Annotated in this window: 19 protein-coding genes; 2 read left to right on the forward strand and 17 right to left on the reverse strand. The window is 68.3% G+C overall.

The features are described 5' to 3' along the window. Both HMPREF1316_RS09015 and HMPREF1316_RS09020 read left to right on the forward strand, forming a co-directional pair. Positions 1 to 1251: an aminoacetone oxidase family FAD-binding enzyme gene (locus HMPREF1316_RS09015; RefSeq protein ID WP_021726685.1), complete on the forward strand. Its 1251-nt coding sequence runs from the start codon at positions 1 to 3 to the stop codon at positions 1249 to 1251. Next, the gene (locus HMPREF1316_RS09020) at positions 1244 to 2920 is read left to right on the forward strand and encodes an NAD(P)/FAD-dependent oxidoreductase (RefSeq protein ID WP_021726699.1); all 1677 of its coding nucleotides are present in this window, start codon (positions 1244 to 1246) and stop codon (positions 2918 to 2920) included. The genes HMPREF1316_RS09015 and HMPREF1316_RS09020 overlap by 8 nt, the downstream gene beginning before the upstream one ends. A 223-nt stretch (positions 2921 to 3143) precedes the next feature. Here the strand turns inward: HMPREF1316_RS09020 and HMPREF1316_RS09025 are convergent, their stop codons facing one another. The 17 genes from HMPREF1316_RS09025 to HMPREF1316_RS09105 form a co-directional block, all read right to left on the reverse strand. After that, positions 3144 to 3980: a biotin--[acetyl-CoA-carboxylase] ligase gene (locus HMPREF1316_RS09025; protein ID WP_040652018.1), complete on the reverse strand. Its 837-nt coding sequence runs from the start codon at positions 3978 to 3980 to the stop codon at positions 3144 to 3146. After that, on the reverse strand, positions 3970 to 4812 hold the full coding sequence (locus tag HMPREF1316_RS09030) for a DegV family protein (protein ID WP_021726735.1): 843 nt from the start codon (positions 4810 to 4812) through the stop codon (positions 3970 to 3972). Before HMPREF1316_RS09030 ends, HMPREF1316_RS09025 begins: the two co-directional genes overlap by 11 nt. After that, on the reverse strand, positions 4806 to 6617 hold the full coding sequence (locus HMPREF1316_RS09035; RefSeq protein WP_021726669.1) for an acetyl-CoA carboxylase carboxyl transferase subunit: 1812 nt from the start codon (positions 6615 to 6617) through the stop codon (positions 4806 to 4808). The genes HMPREF1316_RS09030 and HMPREF1316_RS09035 overlap by 7 nt, the downstream gene beginning before the upstream one ends. Continuing rightward, entirely contained in the window at positions 6610 to 7944 is a 1335-nt protein-coding gene (locus HMPREF1316_RS09040) for an acetyl-CoA carboxylase biotin carboxylase subunit (RefSeq protein WP_021726725.1), read from the reverse strand. Before HMPREF1316_RS09040 ends, HMPREF1316_RS09035 begins: the two co-directional genes overlap by 8 nt. Then, positions 7944 to 8390 (reverse strand): 3-hydroxyacyl-ACP dehydratase FabZ family protein, encoded by a 447-nt coding sequence (locus tag HMPREF1316_RS09045; RefSeq protein WP_021726651.1) that lies wholly within the window; start codon positions 8388 to 8390, stop codon positions 7944 to 7946. The genes HMPREF1316_RS09040 and HMPREF1316_RS09045 overlap by 1 nt, the downstream gene beginning before the upstream one ends. A gap of 9 nt (positions 8391 to 8399) precedes the next feature. Further along, positions 8400 to 8882 (reverse strand): acetyl-CoA carboxylase biotin carboxyl carrier protein, encoded by a 483-nt coding sequence (accB, locus tag HMPREF1316_RS09050; RefSeq protein WP_021726721.1) that lies wholly within the window; start codon positions 8880 to 8882, stop codon positions 8400 to 8402. Positions 8883 to 8891: 9 nt separating this feature from the next. Continuing rightward, positions 8892 to 10136 carry a beta-ketoacyl-ACP synthase II gene (gene fabF, locus HMPREF1316_RS09055; RefSeq protein ID WP_021726690.1) on the reverse strand — a complete coding sequence of 415 codons (1245 nt, stop codon included), beginning with the start codon at positions 10134 to 10136 and terminating at the stop codon, positions 8892 to 8894. 31 nt (positions 10137 to 10167) lie between these two features. After that, positions 10168 to 10935 (reverse strand): 3-oxoacyl-[acyl-carrier-protein] reductase, encoded by a 768-nt coding sequence (gene fabG / locus HMPREF1316_RS09060; RefSeq protein ID WP_021726766.1) that lies wholly within the window; start codon positions 10933 to 10935, stop codon positions 10168 to 10170. Positions 10936 to 10940: 5 nt separating this feature from the next. Then, on the reverse strand, positions 10941 to 11864 hold the full coding sequence (locus HMPREF1316_RS09065; RefSeq protein WP_021726639.1) for an ACP S-malonyltransferase: 924 nt from the start codon (positions 11862 to 11864) through the stop codon (positions 10941 to 10943). Next, entirely contained in the window at positions 11852 to 12796 is a 945-nt protein-coding gene (locus HMPREF1316_RS09070) for a nitronate monooxygenase (protein WP_021726757.1), read from the reverse strand. The genes HMPREF1316_RS09065 and HMPREF1316_RS09070 overlap by 13 nt, the downstream gene beginning before the upstream one ends. A gap of 8 nt (positions 12797 to 12804) precedes the next feature. Further along, complete coding sequence (locus tag HMPREF1316_RS09075; protein WP_021726716.1) at positions 12805 to 13041, reverse strand: acyl carrier protein; 237 nt, start codon at positions 13039 to 13041, stop codon at positions 12805 to 12807. Positions 13042 to 13165: 124 nt separating this feature from the next. Then, entirely contained in the window at positions 13166 to 14140 is a 975-nt protein-coding gene (locus tag HMPREF1316_RS09080; RefSeq protein WP_021726767.1) for a beta-ketoacyl-ACP synthase III, read from the reverse strand. Continuing rightward, on the reverse strand, positions 14137 to 14652 hold the full coding sequence (locus HMPREF1316_RS09085) for a MarR family winged helix-turn-helix transcriptional regulator (RefSeq protein ID WP_021726638.1): 516 nt from the start codon (positions 14650 to 14652) through the stop codon (positions 14137 to 14139). Before HMPREF1316_RS09085 ends, HMPREF1316_RS09080 begins: the two co-directional genes overlap by 4 nt. Before the next feature lie 210 nt (positions 14653 to 14862). Continuing rightward, positions 14863 to 15612, reverse strand: a complete 750-nt coding sequence (locus tag HMPREF1316_RS09090; RefSeq protein ID WP_021726701.1) for an amino acid ABC transporter ATP-binding protein — start codon at positions 15610 to 15612, stop codon at positions 14863 to 14865. Then, complete coding sequence (locus HMPREF1316_RS09095) at positions 15609 to 16322, reverse strand: amino acid ABC transporter permease (protein WP_021726655.1); 714 nt, start codon at positions 16320 to 16322, stop codon at positions 15609 to 15611. The genes HMPREF1316_RS09090 and HMPREF1316_RS09095 overlap by 4 nt, the downstream gene beginning before the upstream one ends. Positions 16323 to 16409: 87 nt before the next feature. Next, a complete protein-coding gene (locus HMPREF1316_RS09100; RefSeq protein ID WP_021726704.1) occupies positions 16410 to 17300 on the reverse strand; it encodes a transporter substrate-binding domain-containing protein in 891 nt (296 codons plus the stop codon). A 414-nt stretch (positions 17301 to 17714) separates the two neighbouring features. Beyond that, entirely contained in the window at positions 17715 to 18041 is a 327-nt protein-coding gene (locus tag HMPREF1316_RS09105) for a hypothetical protein (protein WP_021726665.1), read from the reverse strand. Between the last annotated feature and the right edge of the window lie 706 nt (positions 18042 to 18747).

An 18747-nucleotide genomic window follows, 5' to 3' on the forward strand; every position in this document is an offset into this window, starting at 1 on the left:
ATGACCCGGGGAAGGGCGGGCACCCGCAGCGCCCGACAGGCCGCCCTCATGCGGGCCGCCGCATCCGTGACGATGCCTCCCTCGATGGGCGTCTGCATCGTCGGTGGCGGGGCGGCAGGCCTCGCGGCCGCCATCTGCGCGGCGGAGGCGGGCGCCCACGTGGTGGTGCTGGAGTCCGCCCTCGAGTGCGGGCGCACCATCCTGGCAACGGGCAACGGCCGCTGCAACTTTGCCAACGAGCGGCTCGATCCCGCGCGCTACAACGACCCCGCCTTCGTGGGTGCCACCATGGGCGCATGCCCCCTCGATGACATCCTGTCCTTCCTCCGCGACAGCAGGTTGCGATGGTGTGTGGAGGAGGGCCGGCTCTATCCCCTCTCGCGACGGGCGGCAAGCGTGCGCAACGTGCTGCTCGCACGAGCGGTCCACGCTGGGGCGACGCTGGCGCCCGCGCGCACGGTGCGAGGGATGGGACGCACGGATACAGGTTTTGAGCTGGACATATGCCAGGGCTTTGCATCTGGCGAGGTCACGCGCCTCAATACGGGACGCGTCGTGCTCGCACTGGGGGGCGGCGCCGAGGCAACCGCCACGATCGCCGCGCGCCTGGGGCTTGCCCTCGTGCCGGGCCATCCCGTGCTCTGCCCCGTGGCCACAGGGCCCTCCCCACTCTTGGCCTGTGACGGAAGGCGCGTCTTGGCGCGCGTCTCGCTCGTGCCGCAGGGTGCCGATGCCCCCCTGTGGCACGAGCAGGGCGAGGTGCTGATCAGGGGCTATGGCCTCTCGGGCATCGTGGTATTCGACCTCTCGCGCCGGTGTCGGCCCGGTGACGTCGTGAGGCTCGACCTCGCACCCGAGGTCTCGCACCAGGAGCTCGCCAGGCTGGCGGACCCCACGGGCAGGGGCACGTTCGTGCCCGGGTGCCTGGACGGCGTGCTCGACCCCGACATCGCCACCGTGCTCGAGCGGGAGGCACGGGGCAGCTCCCGCAGCCTGGTCGGCCTCGTCAAGGGCCAGCGGCTCGTCGTGCGCGGGCGCGCGGACGAGTCGCATGCGCAGGTGATGGCAGGGGGGCTCGCCACCACGCAGTTCTCCCCCACCACGCTCGAGGCGCGGGAGGTCCCGGGACTCTTTGCCTGCGGCGAGGTGCTTGACGTGGACGGTGACTGCGGTGGCTTCAACCTCGCCTGGGCGTGGAGGAGCGGCATGGTGGCCGGTATGGCGGCAGCGAGGGGAATCTCCCATGCTTGACATCTCTGACCTGCGCATACCACTCGACGCCCTCGACGGAACCGAGCGCACCGAGGGGCGCGCCCTGCGCGCCGCCGTCCTGAGGCGCCTGCACCTCCCGCCCGATGACCTCGTCGCGCTGGAGCCCCGCAGGCGCTCCATCGACGCGCGCCGGAAGGACGATGTGCACTATACCTACAGCGTGCGCATCCAACTGCGCGGCGCGGCCAATGCGGAGCGCGCGCTCCTGCGGCGGCTGGCCAGGAGGCATCGGGCCAGGAACGTGCGCGTCGCCCAGGAGGAGGACCCCCAGCCGCCCATCCATGTGGGCACGCGTCCCGTTGGCCGACCGGTGGTCATCGGCGCCGGATGCGCCGGGCTCTTCTGCGCGCTCGCCCTGGCGGAGACGGGCCTGGAGCCCCTGCTCGTGGAGCGCGGGCGCGACGCAGCGCGCCGCACGGTGGACATCGAGCGCTTCAACGCCACGGGCGAGTTGAATCCCGAGGACAACATCCAGTTTGGCCTGGGTGGGGCTGGCACCTTCTCCGACGGCAAGCTGGGGACGGGCACCAGGGGCGCGGCCCATCGCCGCATCCTGGAGACCTTCGTGGAGGCGGGTGCCCCACGGCAGATCCTGTGGGATGCCAGGCCCCATGTGGGAAGTGACATCCTGCCCACCGTGGTGACCAACGTGCTGGCACGCATCCGCCAGGCTGGCGGCGAGGTGCGCCTGGACACCAGGCTCACGGGACTGGGCGTCGCAGGCGGGCGCATGACGAGCGTGACCCTCTCGCACGCGGATGGAAGCGGCGGGGCCGTCGAGGAGCGCATACCGGCCCGCGCCGTGGTCCTTGCCTGCGGGCATTCGGCGCGTGACGTGTTTGGGCTGCTGCACCGCGAGGGCATCGCCCTCGAGCGCAAGACGTTCGCCATGGGCGTGCGCATCGAGCACCTGCAGGCCATGATAGACCGCGCGCAGTACGGCCCCTTCGCGGGACATCCCGCCCTGGGAGCCGCCCCCTACAAGCTGGTGGCTCACCTCGACGAGGGTGCGGGCACCGCCTCGGGCCGCAGTGCGTTCTCGTTCTGCATGTGTCCCGGCGGCTCTGTGGTGGCGGCGGCGAGCGAGCCAGGTGGTGTGGTCACCAACGGTATGAGCCTCTCGGCGCGCGCGGGCACGAACGCCAACGCCGGACTGCTGGCCAACGTGTTTCCTTCGGACCTGCCAGGTGACGATCCGCTCGCGGGCGTGGCGCTGCAGCGCTCGTGCGAGCAGGCGGCGTTTGCGGCGGGTGGTGGGGCGTTCGTGGCACCCGCGCAGCTTGTGGGCGACTTCCTGCAGGGCACCCCCTCCACTGCGGGTGGCGCCATCGAGCCCACGTACCCGCGCGGCGTTACCTGGGGCAGCGTCGAGAGGTGCCTGCCGCCCTATGTGACGGAGACGCTCCGCGCCGCCATCCCGTTGATGGGACATCGGCTGCACGGCTTTGCCGCGGCGGACGCCGTGCTCACGGGCGTGGAGACCCGCTCCAGCTCTCCCGTGCGCATCACGCGCGACGAGGGACTGCAGTCCGTCTCCACACGTGGCCTATGGCCCTGCGGCGAGGGCGCCGGCTATGCGGGCGGCATCATGAGCGCGGCGACGGATGGGCTGCGCGTGGCCGCGGCGCTGGCGGAGAGCCTCGGGTAGTCCACCGCGGCGGGCACGACCTGACCGTGTGGGTGCCAATCGCATGCATGTGGGTGCCTATTGCTGCGTGTGGGTGTCAATCGCATCTTGCTGCTTCTACTGACCTGGGGTTTTATCGACCGCGGCAGGGAGAATCGCACCCACATGGACCATATGGCACCCACACGGGGATGGGCGAGGGGAACGAGGGGTCAGAACGCGGAGGGAGACGCACGGCACACGCCTATCGCGAGAGGACGCCCACGTCACCGGCCGTCACGACGACACGCGATCCATCGTCCAGCTTGACGACAAGGGCCATGTCACGCCGGATGTCCACCGCGCGCCCCACCACGCTCGTGCCGTCCGCGCGCCGCACCTCCACGCGATGCCCCAGCGTGCAGCTTGCCGCCTTCGTCCGCACGAGGAGGTCGTCACGCGCCGCGTCGCGCCGCGTCGCCAGCCGCCAGAGCATCTCGCCGATCCTCCCTGCGATGCCATCCACCAGCGCATCGCGCAGCACGGCATAGGTCGGCAGCCCCTCCACGTGCACCGCCAGCGACGTGGCCGCCTCCAGCGGCAGCCGCTCGGCAGGCGTCAGCAGGTTGATGCCGATGCCCACCACCACGCAGACGCACCCCTCATCCATGCCCGCCGTCTCGCAGAGGATGCCGCCCAGCTTCCTGCCGCCCCAGAGGAGGTCGTTGGGCCACTTGAGGGAAAGGCCCCCCAGCCGGTCGTCACAGGCGGCGCGCAGCGCATCCACGGCGGCGAGGCCGGCGCAGGCGGTGACCCAGCCCCCATCCCCCCGCTCGAGCACCACGCGCGGCAGCGGCACCACGAAGGACGCGCACAGTGCCTCGTCGACGCCGCTCTGCCAGATGCGCCCCAAGCGGCCGCGCCCCTGCGTCTGTTCGTCGGTCACGACGACGTCCACCGGCAGCGCGCCCTCGGTGGTCGCGGCATCGTGCAGCTCACGAAAGGCAGACCCACCCGAGCGGTAGGCCTGCCTGGCATAGCTATTGGTGGAGCCCACCTGGGCAAGGTGCACGATCGCGCGGGCGGACGGCCTACTCCCCATCGACCCACACCAGCGAGACGCTGCCAATGCCCACGTTCACGGTGAGCACGGGGCCGGCGTCCTTGACCACCAGCTCGGCTGCGGGCAGCTGACGCTTGATGGCGGACACCAGGCGGTAGAGCGCCTTGGTGGGCTCACCGTAGTGGGCGACGTACAGCCTGCCCACGTCCTCGGGCACGCCCGCAAGCATGGCCTTGGTCATGCCCGCCGTGCCGCGGGCGATGGTCTCCACCTCGATGGTGCCGTGGCGCAGGCCGAAGACCGGGAAGCGGTCGAGCGTGGAACTCACGGAGCGACGCGTGTTGGAGAGGCGCCCACTGCGGCGCAGCATGTGCATGTCGGCCACGGCAAAGCGCGAGTAGACGTGGCCACGAAGCTCCTTGACGGCCGCCACCACCTCGGCAAGGCCCCTGCCCTCGTCCGCCGCCTCGCGGGCGCGGCGTGCGAGGATCTCCAGGCCGGCGCCCGCCATGTGGGAGTCCACGACCTCGATGCGTCCCGCGTTCTCGGCGGTGCCCAGCAGCATGCTCCTGGCCACCTCGGCGCTGCGATGCCCCGCCGAGAGGCGCGAGGAGAGCGTGATGCAGAGCACGTCGTCGCCCTTGACGAGCGCCTCGGAGAAGGCATCGAGGTACGCATCGGGGAAGGCGGGCTCGGTGTGCAACATGGCATCGGAGCCGAGCTGGGGCTCATAGCCCGCGCACTCGTCTGCAAACCGCTCCTCGTTGGCGTGGCCATCCACGCTGTAGTACGTGGGGACGACGGTCACGCCCAGCTCCTTGGCTTCGCTGCGGGTCAGCCCAGAGGTCGAATCGATAACGATGGCTAGCATAGGGCACTCTCCCCCATCCGGCGGAATCGGTCATAGCGGTCCTGCTCCAGCTCGGCGGCGGAGGCGTCCTGGTAGCGTGCGAGCTCGGCCGAGAGCGCATCGGCAAGGCGCCGGGCGAACGCGTCCGTGCCCAGGTCGTGATCGTCGATGATGTCGTCGATGATGCCCAGCTCCTTGAGGTCGGTCGCACGGATCCTGAGCGCATCGGCCGCCTCGGGGGCGCGCTCGGCCGTCTTCCAGAGGATGGAGGCGCAGCCCTCGGGGCTCACGACGGAGTACACGGCACCGGAGAGCATGAGCACGCGGTTGGCAAGCGCCAGGCCCAGCGCACCGCCCGAGCCACCCTCGCCCATGATGACGGAGACGATGGGCACCCTGAGGCCACTCATCACGAGAAGGCTCCGGGCGATGGCCTCGCCCTGGCCGCGCTCCTCGGCACCCATGCCACAGAACGCGCCGGACGTGTCCACGAGGCACACGACGGGACGGCCGAACTTTTCGGCCTGCCTCATGAGGCGTTGTGCCTTGCGGTACCCCTCGGGACTGGCGGAGCCAAAGTTGCGCCGCACGCGCTCCTTGGTGTCACGACCACGCTCGGTACCGATGACGGTGACCGCCTGGCCCTTCAGGCGGGCGATGCCGCCCACCACGGCCCCGTCATCACCAAAGTAGCGATCGCCATGCAGCTCGACGAAGGGGTCGAACACCCGCTCCATGGCGGAGAGGACCCCCGGGCGCTCGCCCGAGCGCACCACGCCCAAGAGCTCATAGGCGCTGCGCCGGGCCTCCTCTGCCTCCGTGAGCGGAGCCTGCTGCTCGGGTGGCCTCTTGCCGGCACGCTGGACGGCGTCCACCGCGGCAGCGGCGAGGTTGCCCAGCAGCTTGGCCGCAGGATTCTCGTCCTTGGGCCTCACCAGGCCGATGATGGGCTCGAAGGGGCCGTCGCCCTCCACCCTGGGCACGCCATGCAGCCCCATCAGCCGCGCGAGCTCCTCGGGGAGGGCGGCACGCGGCGCGATACGGTCGACGAAGCCATGCTCCAGCTGGAACTCCGAGCGCTGGAAGCCGACGGGCAGACGCTTGTGCAGCGTCTGCTCGATGACGCGCGGCCCGGCAAAGGCCACGAGCGCGCCAGGCTCCGCCAGGCAGATGTCTGCCTCCATGGCAAAGCTCGCCGTGACGCCACCCGTGGTGGGATCGGTGAGCACGGCGATGTAGAGGAGCCCCGCATCGGAGTGCCTGCGCACGGCGCCGGAGGTCTTGGCCATCTGCATGAGGGACGTGGTGCCCTCCTGCATGCGGGCCCCGCCCGAGACGGTGAAGCCCACGACGGGCAGGCCCTCCTCGCAGGCGTACTCGAACAGGCGGGTGATCTTCTCCCCCACGACGGAGCCCATGGACCCCATCATGTACTGGCTGTTCATGACGAACAGGGCGCAGCGGTACCCGCCGACGGTGGCGGTGCCGCAGATGACGGCCTCGTTCTCCTGCGAGGCGGCGCGGGCCTTGGCGATCTTCTCCCTGTAGCCCGGAAAGCCCAGGAAGTCCTTGGCCACCAGGTCGGCATCCATCTCCTGGAAGCTCTCGGCATCCACGGTCATGGAGATGCGCTTGCGCGCGCCTATCCGGAAGTGGTGGCCACAGCGGGGGCAGACCTCGAGGTTACCCGCGATGTCCTCCTGCGCGGCCGCATGGCGGCAGCCCGGACAGCGCACGAGGATCTGGCGCTCGGGCTGCTCCACGTTGACCTCGGTGATGGGACCTTCGAGGGTGTTGGCGCTCTTGACCTTCTTGCTGCTACTCATAGAGGTGCTCCATCAGGTTGGTGTGGTACATGCCCGAGACGAACTCGTCGTTGGAGAGGATGTCCAGCTGGAGCTCGGAGTTGTCCGAGACGCCCTCGACCACGAACTCGCCCAGGGCTGAACGTGCCTTGCGCACGCATTCCTCGCGCGTGGGAGCGTAGACGATGAGCTTGCCCAGCATGGAGTCGTAGTACGGCGGAATGGTGACGCCCTGGTAGAGGGCCGTGTCAAAGCGCACCCACGGACCACCCGGAATGTGCAGGGTCTCCACGGTGCCGCACGATGGCAGGAAGTCCGGCGTTTCGGCGTTGAGCCGGCATTCGATGGCATGGCCCTGGACGTGGATGTCATCCTGCGCGAAGGCCAGCTCGTTGCCAGCGGCCACGCGCATCTGCCACTTCACGAGGTCGACGCCCGTGACGTACTCCGTGATGGGATGCTCCACCTGCAGGCGGGTGTTCATCTCCATGAAGGCGAACGTCTCGTTGGCGTCGGAGTAGAGGTACTCGATGGTGCCCAGCCCCACGTAGCCCACAGAGCGCGCGAGGTCGCGGGCGGCCTTGGCCATGTGGTCGCGCACGGCGGGCGTGATGGACGGGCTGGGACTCTCCTCCAGCAGCTTCTGGTTGCGGCGCTGGACGGAACACTCGCGCTCACCCAGCGAGACCACGTTGCCATGGGCGTCACCCAGCACCTGCACCTCCACGTGGTGGGCAGGCGAGATGAAGCGCTCCATGTAGCAGCCGCCATCGCCAAAGGCCGAGGCCGCCTCGCTGGAGGCCTCCTGAAAGGCGCCACGCACCTTGTCCCGGGCCTCCACCTTGCGGATGCCACGGCCACCGCCGCCGGCGCGCGCCTTGATGAGCAGGGGGAAGCCGATGCGCTTAGCCTCGCGCTCGGCCTCGTCGGCATCCCCGAGGAGGCCGGTGCCCTCCACGATGGGGACGCCTGCGGCCTTGGCCGTGCGGCGCGCCTCGTCCTTGTCGCCCATGCGGTCGATGACCTCGGGCGAGGGGCCGATGAACACGAGGCCGCACTCGCGGCACTTCCGCGCGAACTCGGATGACTCGGAGAGGAAGCCATAGCCCGGATGCACCGCGGTGGCACCGGACTCGACGGCCACCGTCACGATGGCGTCCATGTTGAGATAGCTGTCTGCGGGACGTGGGCCACCGATGCACCACGCCTCATCCGCGATCTGAACATGATAGGAGCCGGCATCGGCCGTGGAGTACACCACCACGGTCTGCACGCCCATCTCCTTGCACGCGCGGATGACGCGCACCGCGATCTCGCCGCGGTTGGCGATGAGGATCTTCTCGAACACTAGGCGTCGCCACCCTTGGCGGCATCGCTCGCGACGAGCGCGAACGACATGTTCGCCGTGCAGCACAGCCTGCCGTCGACGGAGGCCTCGCCCTCGGCGAAGTAGAACGGCGCATGGGAGCGCGTGAGGCGACAGACCAGATCGACGGTGTCACCCGGACGTATGCTGCTCTTGAAGCGCACCTTGTCGAGCCCGGTGTAGAGCGGGGTCTTGCCCTGGGTGTCAGTCATCTGGTCGGCGATGAGCACGCAGCAGTTCTGTGCGAGCATCTCGCACTGGATCACGCCGGGCACGATGGGGTTGTTCGGGAAGTGCCCCTGCAGGAAGAACTCGTCACCCCTGATGGCGATCCTGCCGTGGGCCTCGCCGCCCACCACCTCCGACTCGTCCAAGAGCAGCATGGGGGGACGGTGCGGCAGGATCCTCTCGAGCTCGTCTCTGTTCATGGTTGCCTCCTAGTGGATCTTCATGAGGGTGCCGCCGAATTCCACGAGGTCGCCGTCCTCGACGCAGATGTCGACGACCTCGCCATCGCACTCGGCCGTGACCTCGTTCATGAGCTTCATGGCCTCCATGACGCAGAGGGTGTCGCCCTTCTTGACCTTGGAGCCCACATGCACGAAGGGCTCCGCGCCAGGCGAGGGCGCAGCGTAGAACACGCCCACCATGGGAGCCTTCACGAGCGTGAGCTTGCTCATGTCGAAGGCCGCATCCGCGTCCTCCTCCGCCTGCGGAGCGGCGGGGGCCGGCGTGGCGGAGGGCTCCTGCTCCGGGGCCGGCGTGGCGGGCGTGGCGGCCACGGGTGCCACGCTCACGACCTGCTGCTGAGGGGGCTCGGCCTCCAGCTCCAGCACGGTGCCGTCCTCCTCCACGCGCAGACGCGTGAGCGAGCTGGCCTTAAGGATCTGCGCAAGCTCCCTGATCTTGTCGAAGTCCATGTCTGCCGCCTATCCCTCGTATCGCTTGAATGCCAGGGCGGCGTTGTGGCCGCCAAAGCCCAGGTTGGTGGAGAGCGCCCAGCGTCCGTCGAACGGAGCGGCCTCGTTGGGCGTGTAGTCGAGGTCGCACTCCGGGTCGGGGTCGTGGTAGTTGATGGTGGGTGCGACCACGCCATCGCGCAGCGTGAGAGCGCAGACCATGGCCTCCACGGCACCGGCGGCACCGAGCATGTGGCCCGTCATGGACTTTGTGGACGAGATCCTTGCCGCATGGGCCACCCCCTCGCCCAGCGCCCGCTTGAAGCCGAGCGTCTCGGCCTGGTCGTTGAGCTTGGTCGAGGTGCCATGGGCGTTGATGTAGAGTCCCTCGGCGGGATCGAGGCCCGCTTCGGCCACGGCCTCCCTGATGGCACGCGTGATGCCGCCCGCCTCGGGGTCGGGACTCGTGATGTGGTAGGCGTCAGCCGTGTTGCCGTAGCCCATCACCTCGGCATAGACCTGCGCACCGCGCGCCATGGCATGCTCCAGGTCCTCCAGGATGAGCATGGCCGCACCCTCGCCCATCACGAAGCCGTCGCGGTTGGCGTCAAAGGGGCGACAGGCCGTCTGGGGATCGGGGTTCTTGGTAAGCGCCTTCATGTTGTTGAAGCCCGCGAGCGCCAGGGGCACGATGCCCGCCTCGGTGCCGCCGGCGATGATGGCGTCGGCGTAGCCGTGCCTGATGGCACGAAAGCCCTCGCCGATGGTATTGCTCGAGGTGGCACAGGCCGTGACCACGGGAAGCGTGGGGCCAAGGGCCTTGCTGCGGATGGACACCTGGCCGGCTGCCATGTTGGCGATCATCGAGGGAATGAGGAAGGGCGAGACCTTGCGCGGGCCGCCACTGATGAGCTTGGCGGTGTTCTCGATGGTGGTGCCGATGCCGCCGATACCGGAGCCCACGTACACGCCCAGGCGGTCGCGGTCGACGCTGCCCTCAACGTCCAGTCCGGAGTCCGCGAGGGCCTCGTGGGCCGCCACGATGGCAAACTGCACGAAGAGGTCGTTGCGGCGCATCTCGGGCACGCTCAGGAGCCCCGACGGGTCGAAGTCCTTGACCTCGGCCGCCACGCTCACCTTGTAGTCCGTGTCGTCAAAGTGCGTGAGAGGGCCAATGCCGCACGTGCCCGCCTTGAGGGCGGCCCAGCTGTCGGGTGCGTTGTTGCCCACGGGCGTCACGGCACCCAGGCCGGTGATTGCTACTCTGCGCTCCATGCTTCTCCTTCCCAGCCCACAGGGCTGCTTGCTACATGCTCATGCCACCGTCGACGGGTAGGACGACGCCCGTGACGAGCGACGCCGCGTCACTGGCAAGATAGGAGACGGCCGCGGCGACGTCCTCGGGGTCGCAGAGGCGCCCCAGCGGAATCTGCCGCTCGTAGCCGGCACGCGTCTCGTCGGAGAGCACGGCCGTCATGTCGGTGTTCACGAACCCCGGCGCCACCGCGTTGCAGGTGACGTTGCGCGGCGCCAGCTCGCGCGCGACCGACTTGGTGAGGCCGATGAGCCCCGCCTTGGAGGCGGCATAGTTGGCCTGCCCGGCATTGCCCATGATGCCCACCACGGAGCTGAGGTTGACGATGCGCCCGCCCTTCTGGCGCATGAAGGAGCGCGAGAGCGCGCGGATGGTGTTGAAGGCACCCTTGAGGTTGACCCCCAGGACGCGGTCGAAGTCCTCGTCCCTCATGCGCATGAGGAGGCCATCGCGCGTGATGCCCGCATTGTTGACGAGCGCCCACACGCTCCCGAAGTCGGCGATGACCTCCTTGACGCAGGCATCGACCTCACCGGGCACGGCAACGTCGCAACGATAGGCCTTGGAGGTGGCACCAAGGTCCCCGAGCTCGGAGACGACCACCTCGGCGCGGTCTGCGCCCCCGGCATACACGATGGCCACGTCGTAGCCGTCCTCGGCCAGCCGATGGGCGATGGCGCGACCGATGCCGCGCGAGCCGCCCGTCACGAGGGCCACCTTGCGCGACTCGTCGCGCGTGAGGATGGGGTTCTGGGACATGTTGGCTATTCCTTTCCCACGATCTCGAGCACTGCGGAGAGCTGCCCGGGCGTCTCGCATGCGAGGGCACAGACGCCCTCGAGCGTGCGCTGTACGAGCTTGGTGAGCGTGGAGCCAGGCCCCACCTCGACGAAGGTGTCAAAGCCCTGCGCCCTGAGGCCCTGAAGCGTGCGCGTCCAGCGGACGGGGTGGGAGGCCTGCCCTGCCAGGAGGCCCGCCATCGCGGCGGGATCTGCGGGATATGGCTCACCCGTGGTGTTGGCCCACACGGGAGGAGCGCAGGGTTTGGGGGCACATGCCTTCAGCCAGCTGGCAAGGCCTGTGGAGGCGTCGGCCATGAGCGGGCTGTGGAAGGCGCCGGCGACGGCCATCTTGAGGGCGCGGCCCCTGGCCCCCTTGACGAGGGCCTCGAGCCGCTCGAGGGCATCGGGTGTGCCCGCCACCACGGTCTGCTGGGGACTGTTGTAGTTGACGGGCCAGGCACCGGCCTGCTCGGCGAGGGCCTCCACCGTAGGGGCATCGAGCTTGACCACGGCACGCATGCCGCTCGGGTGCGCGGCACAGCATGCGGCCATAAGGTCGCCACGATGGCGCACGAGGGCAAAGCCGTCCTCATCGCCGAAGGCGCCGGCAAACGTGAGGGCGGCCACCTCGCCCAGCGAGAAGCCCGCCACGGCATCGGGGGTGACGCCGTGGGCGACCAGTGCGCGGGCCGCGGCAAGGTCGACGGCAAACACGCTGGGCTGGGTGTTCTCGGTACGGGTGAGCTCCTCCTCGGTGCCCTCGAAGCAGAGGGCGGAAAGACCCGGCATGGCGGCCTCGAGCGTGTCGAACGTGGCCTTGGCCGCCGCCTCGGCACAGGCGAGCTCTTTGCCCATGCCGGGATGCTGCGCGCCCTGGCCCGCGAAGAGGAAGGCTACCTTACCCATCTGGCCGCTCCCACCAGTGCCCGCTCGGCACCGTCCACGAGGTCGTCCACGATCTCACGGGCCGTCTGGCGCTCGCGCACCATGCCGGCGATCTGGCCCGACATGAAGCTGCCCTCCTCGTAGTTGCCGTCAACGGCGGCCTTGCGCAGCGAGCCGGCACCCATGGCGTCGAGCTCGTCCTGCGTGGCGCCCTCGCGCTCCGCCTTGGCGAAGCGCTGCGAGAACGGCGACTTGAGGCAGCGCACCGCGCCACCGTACTTGCGGCCTGTCACGATGGTGGCGATGTCGTTGGCCTTGAGGATGCGCCTCTTGTACTCCTCGCTGACCGTGCACTCCTCGGCGACGAGGAAGCGTGTGCCCACCTGGACGCCTACGGCACCCAGCATGAAGGCTGCGGCCATGCCGCGCCCGTCGGCAATGCCACCGGCGGCGACCACGGGAATCCTGACGGCATCGACGACCTGGGGAACCAGTGCCATCGTCGTGGTCTCGCCCACGTGACCGCCCGACTCGCCACCCTCGGCGACGACGGCGGCGGCACCGGCGCGCTCCACGAGGCGCGCGAGGGCGACCTGCGCGACGACGGGGATGACCTTGATGTCCGCGGCGTTCCACCGCCTCATGTACTTGCGGGGATCACCGGCACCCGTCACGACGACGGGAACCCTCTCGTCCACCACAAGGTCGGCCACCTCGTCTGCGAAGGGGCTCTGCAGCATGATGTTCACGCCGAAGGGCCTGTCGGTCCTCTCGCGCAGCTCGTGGATCTGGCCGCGCAGCCACTCGGCGTTGGCGTTCATGGCGGAGATGATGCCCAGGCCGCCGGCCTCGGACACGGCCGAGGCGAGGCTTGCGTCGGCGATCCAGGCCATGCCGCCCTGGAAGACGGGCTTCTGGATACCCAGAAGCTCGCAAATGGGAGATTCGATCATGGAGGGTGCTACTCCTTCTCTGCGATCAGCTTGTCGACCATGTCGGCGAACTCGCCGATGGTCGCGGGGTTGGACTCGGTATCGATCTCGATGCCAAACTCGTCCTCGCAGGCCATGACGACCTCGACGGTCGCCAGGGAGTCGATGCCGGCCTCCTCGAAGGTGGTCTCACGGGTGAGGTCCTCGGTGACGCCGTCCTGCTCCTTGAGAATCTCGACGATCTTGTCAAAGGTGCTGCTAGCCATGGTTGGTTCCTCCTCCTGTGTCGCGTCTGCGACGCCTCGTGCCGCAAGCGCGGCATCCTCTATAGACAGCCGCGTGCGCGGCGATGTCCCCGTGCGATGCGGCCGCAGGGCCGCGGCCGTGGCGCTAGGCCACGGAACCCATGTCCCACCTGAACAGGCAGGAGTTGACGGCAAGGCCCGCGCCATACCCCACCAGTGCGATGAGGTCCCCCCGCCTGAGGTCCCCCCTGCGGTTGGCGAGGTCGAGGGCGAGGGGAATGCAGGCACTGGAGATGTTGCCCGTCTCCGCGATGTTGTGCGCCACCTTGGCGTCATCCAGGCCGAGGTGCTGCACTACCGAGGCGATGATGCGGTCGTTGGCCTGATGGAGAACGAAGTGGTCGACGTCATCGATGGCGACGCCCGCCGCCTCGCAGAGCCTCTGGATGTCCTCGGTCACGGACTTCACGGCAAAGCGGAAGACGGCGCGCCCGTCCATGACGAGACTGCTCACGCCAGCGTCGCGGTGCTCGTCGTAGGGGCTGCGCGAGGGGATGCCGGGCATGACGAGCGCCATGCTCGGCTGGTTGGTGGCCCGGAAGGGCAGATCCTCGCCCTCGACATGCTCCACCACCGCCGCGCCGGCGCCATCGCCAAAGAGCACGCAGGTGGAGCGATCCGTCCAGTCCACCAGGCGCGTGACCTTCTCGGCCGCCACGATGAGGGCGTGCCTGGCACGCCCGCGGGCAAAGTAGCCGTCGGCCACATCCAGTGCCGCGACAAAGCCCGAACAGCCCACATAGACATCGAAGCTCATGCAGTCTGCCCCAAGGGCGCCCTGTACGATGGACGCCATGGCGGGAACCATGTGGTCGGCCGAGGACGTCGAGCCCACGATGAGGTCGATGTCGCCCACCGTGAGGCCGCTCATCTCGAGGGCCCGCTCGGCCGCCAGGGATGCAAGGTCGTCGAGGGTCTCGGTCGTGCACACATGACGGCGCCTGATGCCCGTGCGCGTATGGATCCACTCGTCGGACGTGTCGAGAAACTCAGCGAGGTCATCGTTGGTGACGACCTTCCTGGGAAGGGCGCTGCCGGTGCCGATGATGCGATAGCTCATGCGTGTCCCACCTCAATGCCATGATAGTAGCCTGCCATGCGACGTACGCCCGTGAGCAACGCGGCACGCTCGACGGAGTTCATGTCTTGAACGATGCGCCTCACCATGTTCATACGGAAAGGCACATGAACACGATAAACCCTTTCGCCCCTGCGTGTGAGGTGGAGATTGACGCGCCGTGCGTCAAGGACATCCTGCTCGCGTACGAGCAGGCCCTTGTCAACGAGGCGACGTGCCATGCACGTAGCGGACGGTGCGCTCACCTCGCATGCCTCGGCAAGCTCGGAGATTCCCAGGGTACGATGCTCTCGGATGGTCGCCCCGCCCACGATGGCGATGGCGCGTGCGTCCCTCGTGGAGAGGGAGAGGTCGCTCCTCTCGCTGAGCAGGGAGCCCTCAAGCGACCCGACCGCATGGCAGAGCTCCATGAGCAGGTCGCCCAGCTCATGTGCCAGCATGGCGGTATCAGCACCGTTCTTGTGGCATGCCGTGCGCTTTGGGCCCTGTGCCATGTCTACTCTTCCACGGGACGTGACGCAAAGGCGTCGGGAACGTGTCACAACTACTTAGTTAGCCTAACTAAGCGAGTGGGCCATGGGAATCTCGTTGTTTTCACACCATTGAGTCTACAAGACTCTGCAACATCTTACACGCCTGACGGGCGCAGGGCCACAGGGAGGAGAGCGGACACCCCCAGGGCCTGGGCGGATGCGTGCCGCCCCCTATGTCAGGTGCGCCTGGCCAAGGAAGCGCCGCGCCTCCTTGGTCCTGGGATGGTTGAAGACCTGATCGGGCGTACCGTCCTCCAAGACCTTGCCCTCATCGAGATAGACCACGCGCGTGGCGATGGAGCGCACGAAGCGCATCTCGTGAGAGACCACCATCATCGTCATGCCATCCTCGGCGATGGAGTGCATCACCTGCAGCACCTCGCCCACCCACTCGGGGTCGAGCGCGCTCGTGGGCTCGTCGAACAGGATGACCGAGGGGCGCACGGCCAGTGCCCGCGCAATGCCCACGCGCTGCTGCTGGCCGCCGGAGAGCATCGCCGGATACTCCCCGGCCTTGTCCGCCAGCCCCACGCGATCCAGCAGCTCCCTGCCCCGACGCTCCGCCTCGGCCCTGTCGACATGCTGCACGTAGCGCAGCGCGGCCGTGACGTTGTCGAGCGCACTCTTGTTCCTGAAGAGGTTGTAATGTTGAAACACCATGGCGGTCTTCGACCTGAGCGCCGCTATGTCACGCTTCGAGGCGGATCGCGCGTCCGCCCGGACGCCGTCTATCTCGATCGTGCCCGCATCGGGCCTGTCAAGCCAGTTGAGCGTGCGCAGGAACGTGGTCTTGCCCGTACCGGAGGGGCCGATGATGGTCACCACCTCCCCCTGGCACACATCGAGGTCGATGTCACGCAGCACGTGGTTGTCCTTGAAGGACTTCTCGATGCCCCGCGCCGAGAGGATGGGCCCGCTCATGAGAAGCTCACCTCCCGCTCATGCCGCCGTGCCCGCCTCTCCGCGACCACGATGAGGCGCTCCAGCACGAAGCAGCAGACCCAGTAGATGGCCGAGACCACCACGTAGGTCTCGAAGAAGCGGAAGGCGCTCGCGCCCACGATCCGCGCCTGCGCCATCATCTCGACGACGGAGATGTTGAACACGAGGCTCGTGTCCTTGAGCATGCTGATGGCCGTGTTGCCGAGCGGGGCCAGCGCCGTCGAGAAGGCCTGGGGCAGCACCACATGCCACACGGCCTGCCACTTTGTCATGTTGACGCTGAGGCAGGCCTCGACCTGGCCCTCATCCACCGACAGCATGGCCGATCGGATGGTCTCGCTCATGAAGCCGGCACCGTTGAGCCCCAGGGCAATGATGGCGAAGGTGACGGGCGAGATGGAGGTGACCGTGAATCTGGCGTCGCCTGCCCTCAGCAGAAGCGGGACGCCATAGTAGACCAGCAGCAGCTGGCACATGGCAGGCGTCCCGCGCACGATGGAGACGAAGACCTGGCACACCTGTGAGAGCACGCGCACGTCAAAGTAGCGCGCCAGGGCGATGAGGAATCCCAGGGCGAGGCCAAGGACGATCGCCCAGAACGCAAGCCGCAGGGTCACGGGCAGGTAGGCCATGATCTTTGGCACCGACTCCAGCATGAACTCAAGGCTGAACGAGCTTCCACCGTTCATGGTATCCCCCATCACATCGACCGACCTGAGGCAGCCATAGGCCTAGCCACCCCTGCTGGACAGTCCCACATCGGCACCGCCAACGTCTCAGCCCTGCTGCTTCTCGGCAAGCGCCACGATGGAGTCCTCGGTGGTGTAGTCGGCCCCGAGGTACTGCTCGGAGATGCGCGCCAGCGTCCCATCGGCGATGAGCTCCTCTATGATGGGGTCGATGGCGGATTTGAGCGCCTGGCCCAGGTCGTCCTTGCGGAAGGGGAAGTAGATGGGGACGTTGCCGGCATCGGTGAAGATGACCATGTCGAGGGCGAGTCCCTGCTCCTCTATGATGCTCTTGCCAGTGATGTAGCTGTCGATGGCGGCGTCGGCGCGATCGTCGAGGACGTCCTGGAACATCTTGTTCACGTCACCGTCGGTGTGGTTGACCGTGATGGGGTTGCCGTTCTCCTCGTTGTACTCGTCGAGCCAGACGGTGTAGGAGGCGGCGATGCCGCTGTCGACGGTCTTGCCCCAGAGATCCCTGATGCCTCGGATGTCGGTGCGCCCCTTCTTGAAGACGAGGGCGTTGGCAGACCAGCTGTAGGGTGTCTCCGTGAAGAGGTACTTCTCCGCCCGCTCGTCGGTCTCGGTGACCTCGTTTGCGATGGTGTCGATCTGACCGGCGTCGAGCGCCGCGAAGATGCCGTCCCACTGGGTCTGGACGAAGTCGAACGTATAGCCGTCGAGCCTCTCGTCCACGGCCTTGGCGACGGCGACGTCGAAGCCATCGAGCTCCCCATCGTCGTTCTGATAGCTGTAGGGCGGGAAGATGCCCTCGGTGCCCACGTTGATGGCGGTCGTGGGGGCCGCCGACCCACCGGTGCCGCCGGAGGAGCCACACCCCGCGAGGGCGGCCAGTGCGGCCACGGAGAGGGTGCCTGCGACAAAGGAGCGACGACTGACGCCCCCATGACGTTCCTCATGATGTGTTGTGGTGGCCATGTCAAATCCTTTCTCCCCGTGTCCCGACGGCGTGTCCCAGCGCCGCGGTGCCCTCAGGCGCCGGCGCGCTGGCCCTGGACGACGCCCGGGTGCTCCCGGCTGGCCTCGGCAGGCCCGGCTCCCGGGCAGGCGGGGTCATCGAAAACGAAAGGCCCGGGAGCGCTCCAGCCCCCGAAGGCCAAGGAGCGACCGGGCGACCTGTCGGCACGAGCGTGCTCGAACACCGTTTTCTCCCTTTACGTACCCCCTCTCCCGTCCTCGTTTCCGCTAAATATGTCCAAAGGTATCGATTTCGCTGCCAAACGTCCCGCGCCCGGCCCCCGGGGCGGGCCTAGGTCCCGGGAAGGGCACGTCCTCTGGCCCACCCGTGAGCCTGCGCTCCGGCGCACCCGCGCCCTCGGACGTGGCCTTGGGTCACGGCACGTGGTTGACGATGATGATGCCGAGCGAGACGAGCGCGAGCGCAGACAGCGCCCTGGGTGGATCGATGACGGAGCCCTCGGAGAGAAGGGCCACCGAGAGGATGAAGCCGAAGACCGGGTTCATGAACCCGAAGACCGAGACCCTGGAGACTGGGTTGCAGGAGAGCACGAACGGCCAGAGCGAGTAGGTCGCGGCCGATATGAGGCCCATGTAGACGAGCAGGACGACGGCACCCGGGCCGACGGGCCGGAGCGTGCCGCCGACGACGAGGCCCATGTAGAAGGGGCAGTACCGCAGGATGGTCTGGAAGAGCGACAACCCGAGGACCGCGCCCCAGCCGCGCCTGGCAGACCCAGGCAGTGGACCGTCCGGACACGCGAGAGGGCCGGTGGAGGCCCGGACGAAGGCTTTGAAAGCGCTTGGCACGCTGGCGGAGGGCCCGGCGTGCCCCCCAGACGACACGGAAGTCGGAGAGGTCCGGGCCGGTCTTCCGGCCCAGGGGAGGCGACCCGGCCCCTAACGTGGGCGCGGGCCCCGAGGCCATCTCCACCAACATCGCCTGCCCGCCATGCGGGGACGGGGCCTCACCTACCCTTCCGGCATCATCGGCCGCGAGGCCGACGCTCCCCTCGCCCGCGAACGCTCGACCCCCATGGAGGGGAAGCTCGCGCCCGACACCTACGGCCGGCCCGAGGGGCCAGCCCCCCTGAGGACATCCGGGCATGCTCGGACCGGGGCGTCCGCCACACGGCACGGGCCTACGGGGACAAGCTCAGGGAGCTCGGGGTCCAGCTCTGCCTGCACATCCATCGGCGGCCTCCCCGTCCGTGGTCGTCTGCTGGGGAAATCCTACCGTTCGGAGACGAGGTGCTCAGCGCGGAATCGGCGCGCTATCCGCATGCTACCCACTAGAAGCATTGAAGAGCCGATTTTGTCCCCGTCTTGCCATCACAGACTGCGTGAGCGCTGAGGGCCACCCTCGCCCCGACCCCAGGCGACGACACCTCGCCTTGGTCCCAGGCGA

The organism is Olsenella profusa F0195 (assembly GCF_000468755.1).
GTDB lineage: Bacteria > Actinomycetota > Coriobacteriia > Coriobacteriales > Atopobiaceae > Olsenella_F > Olsenella_F profusa.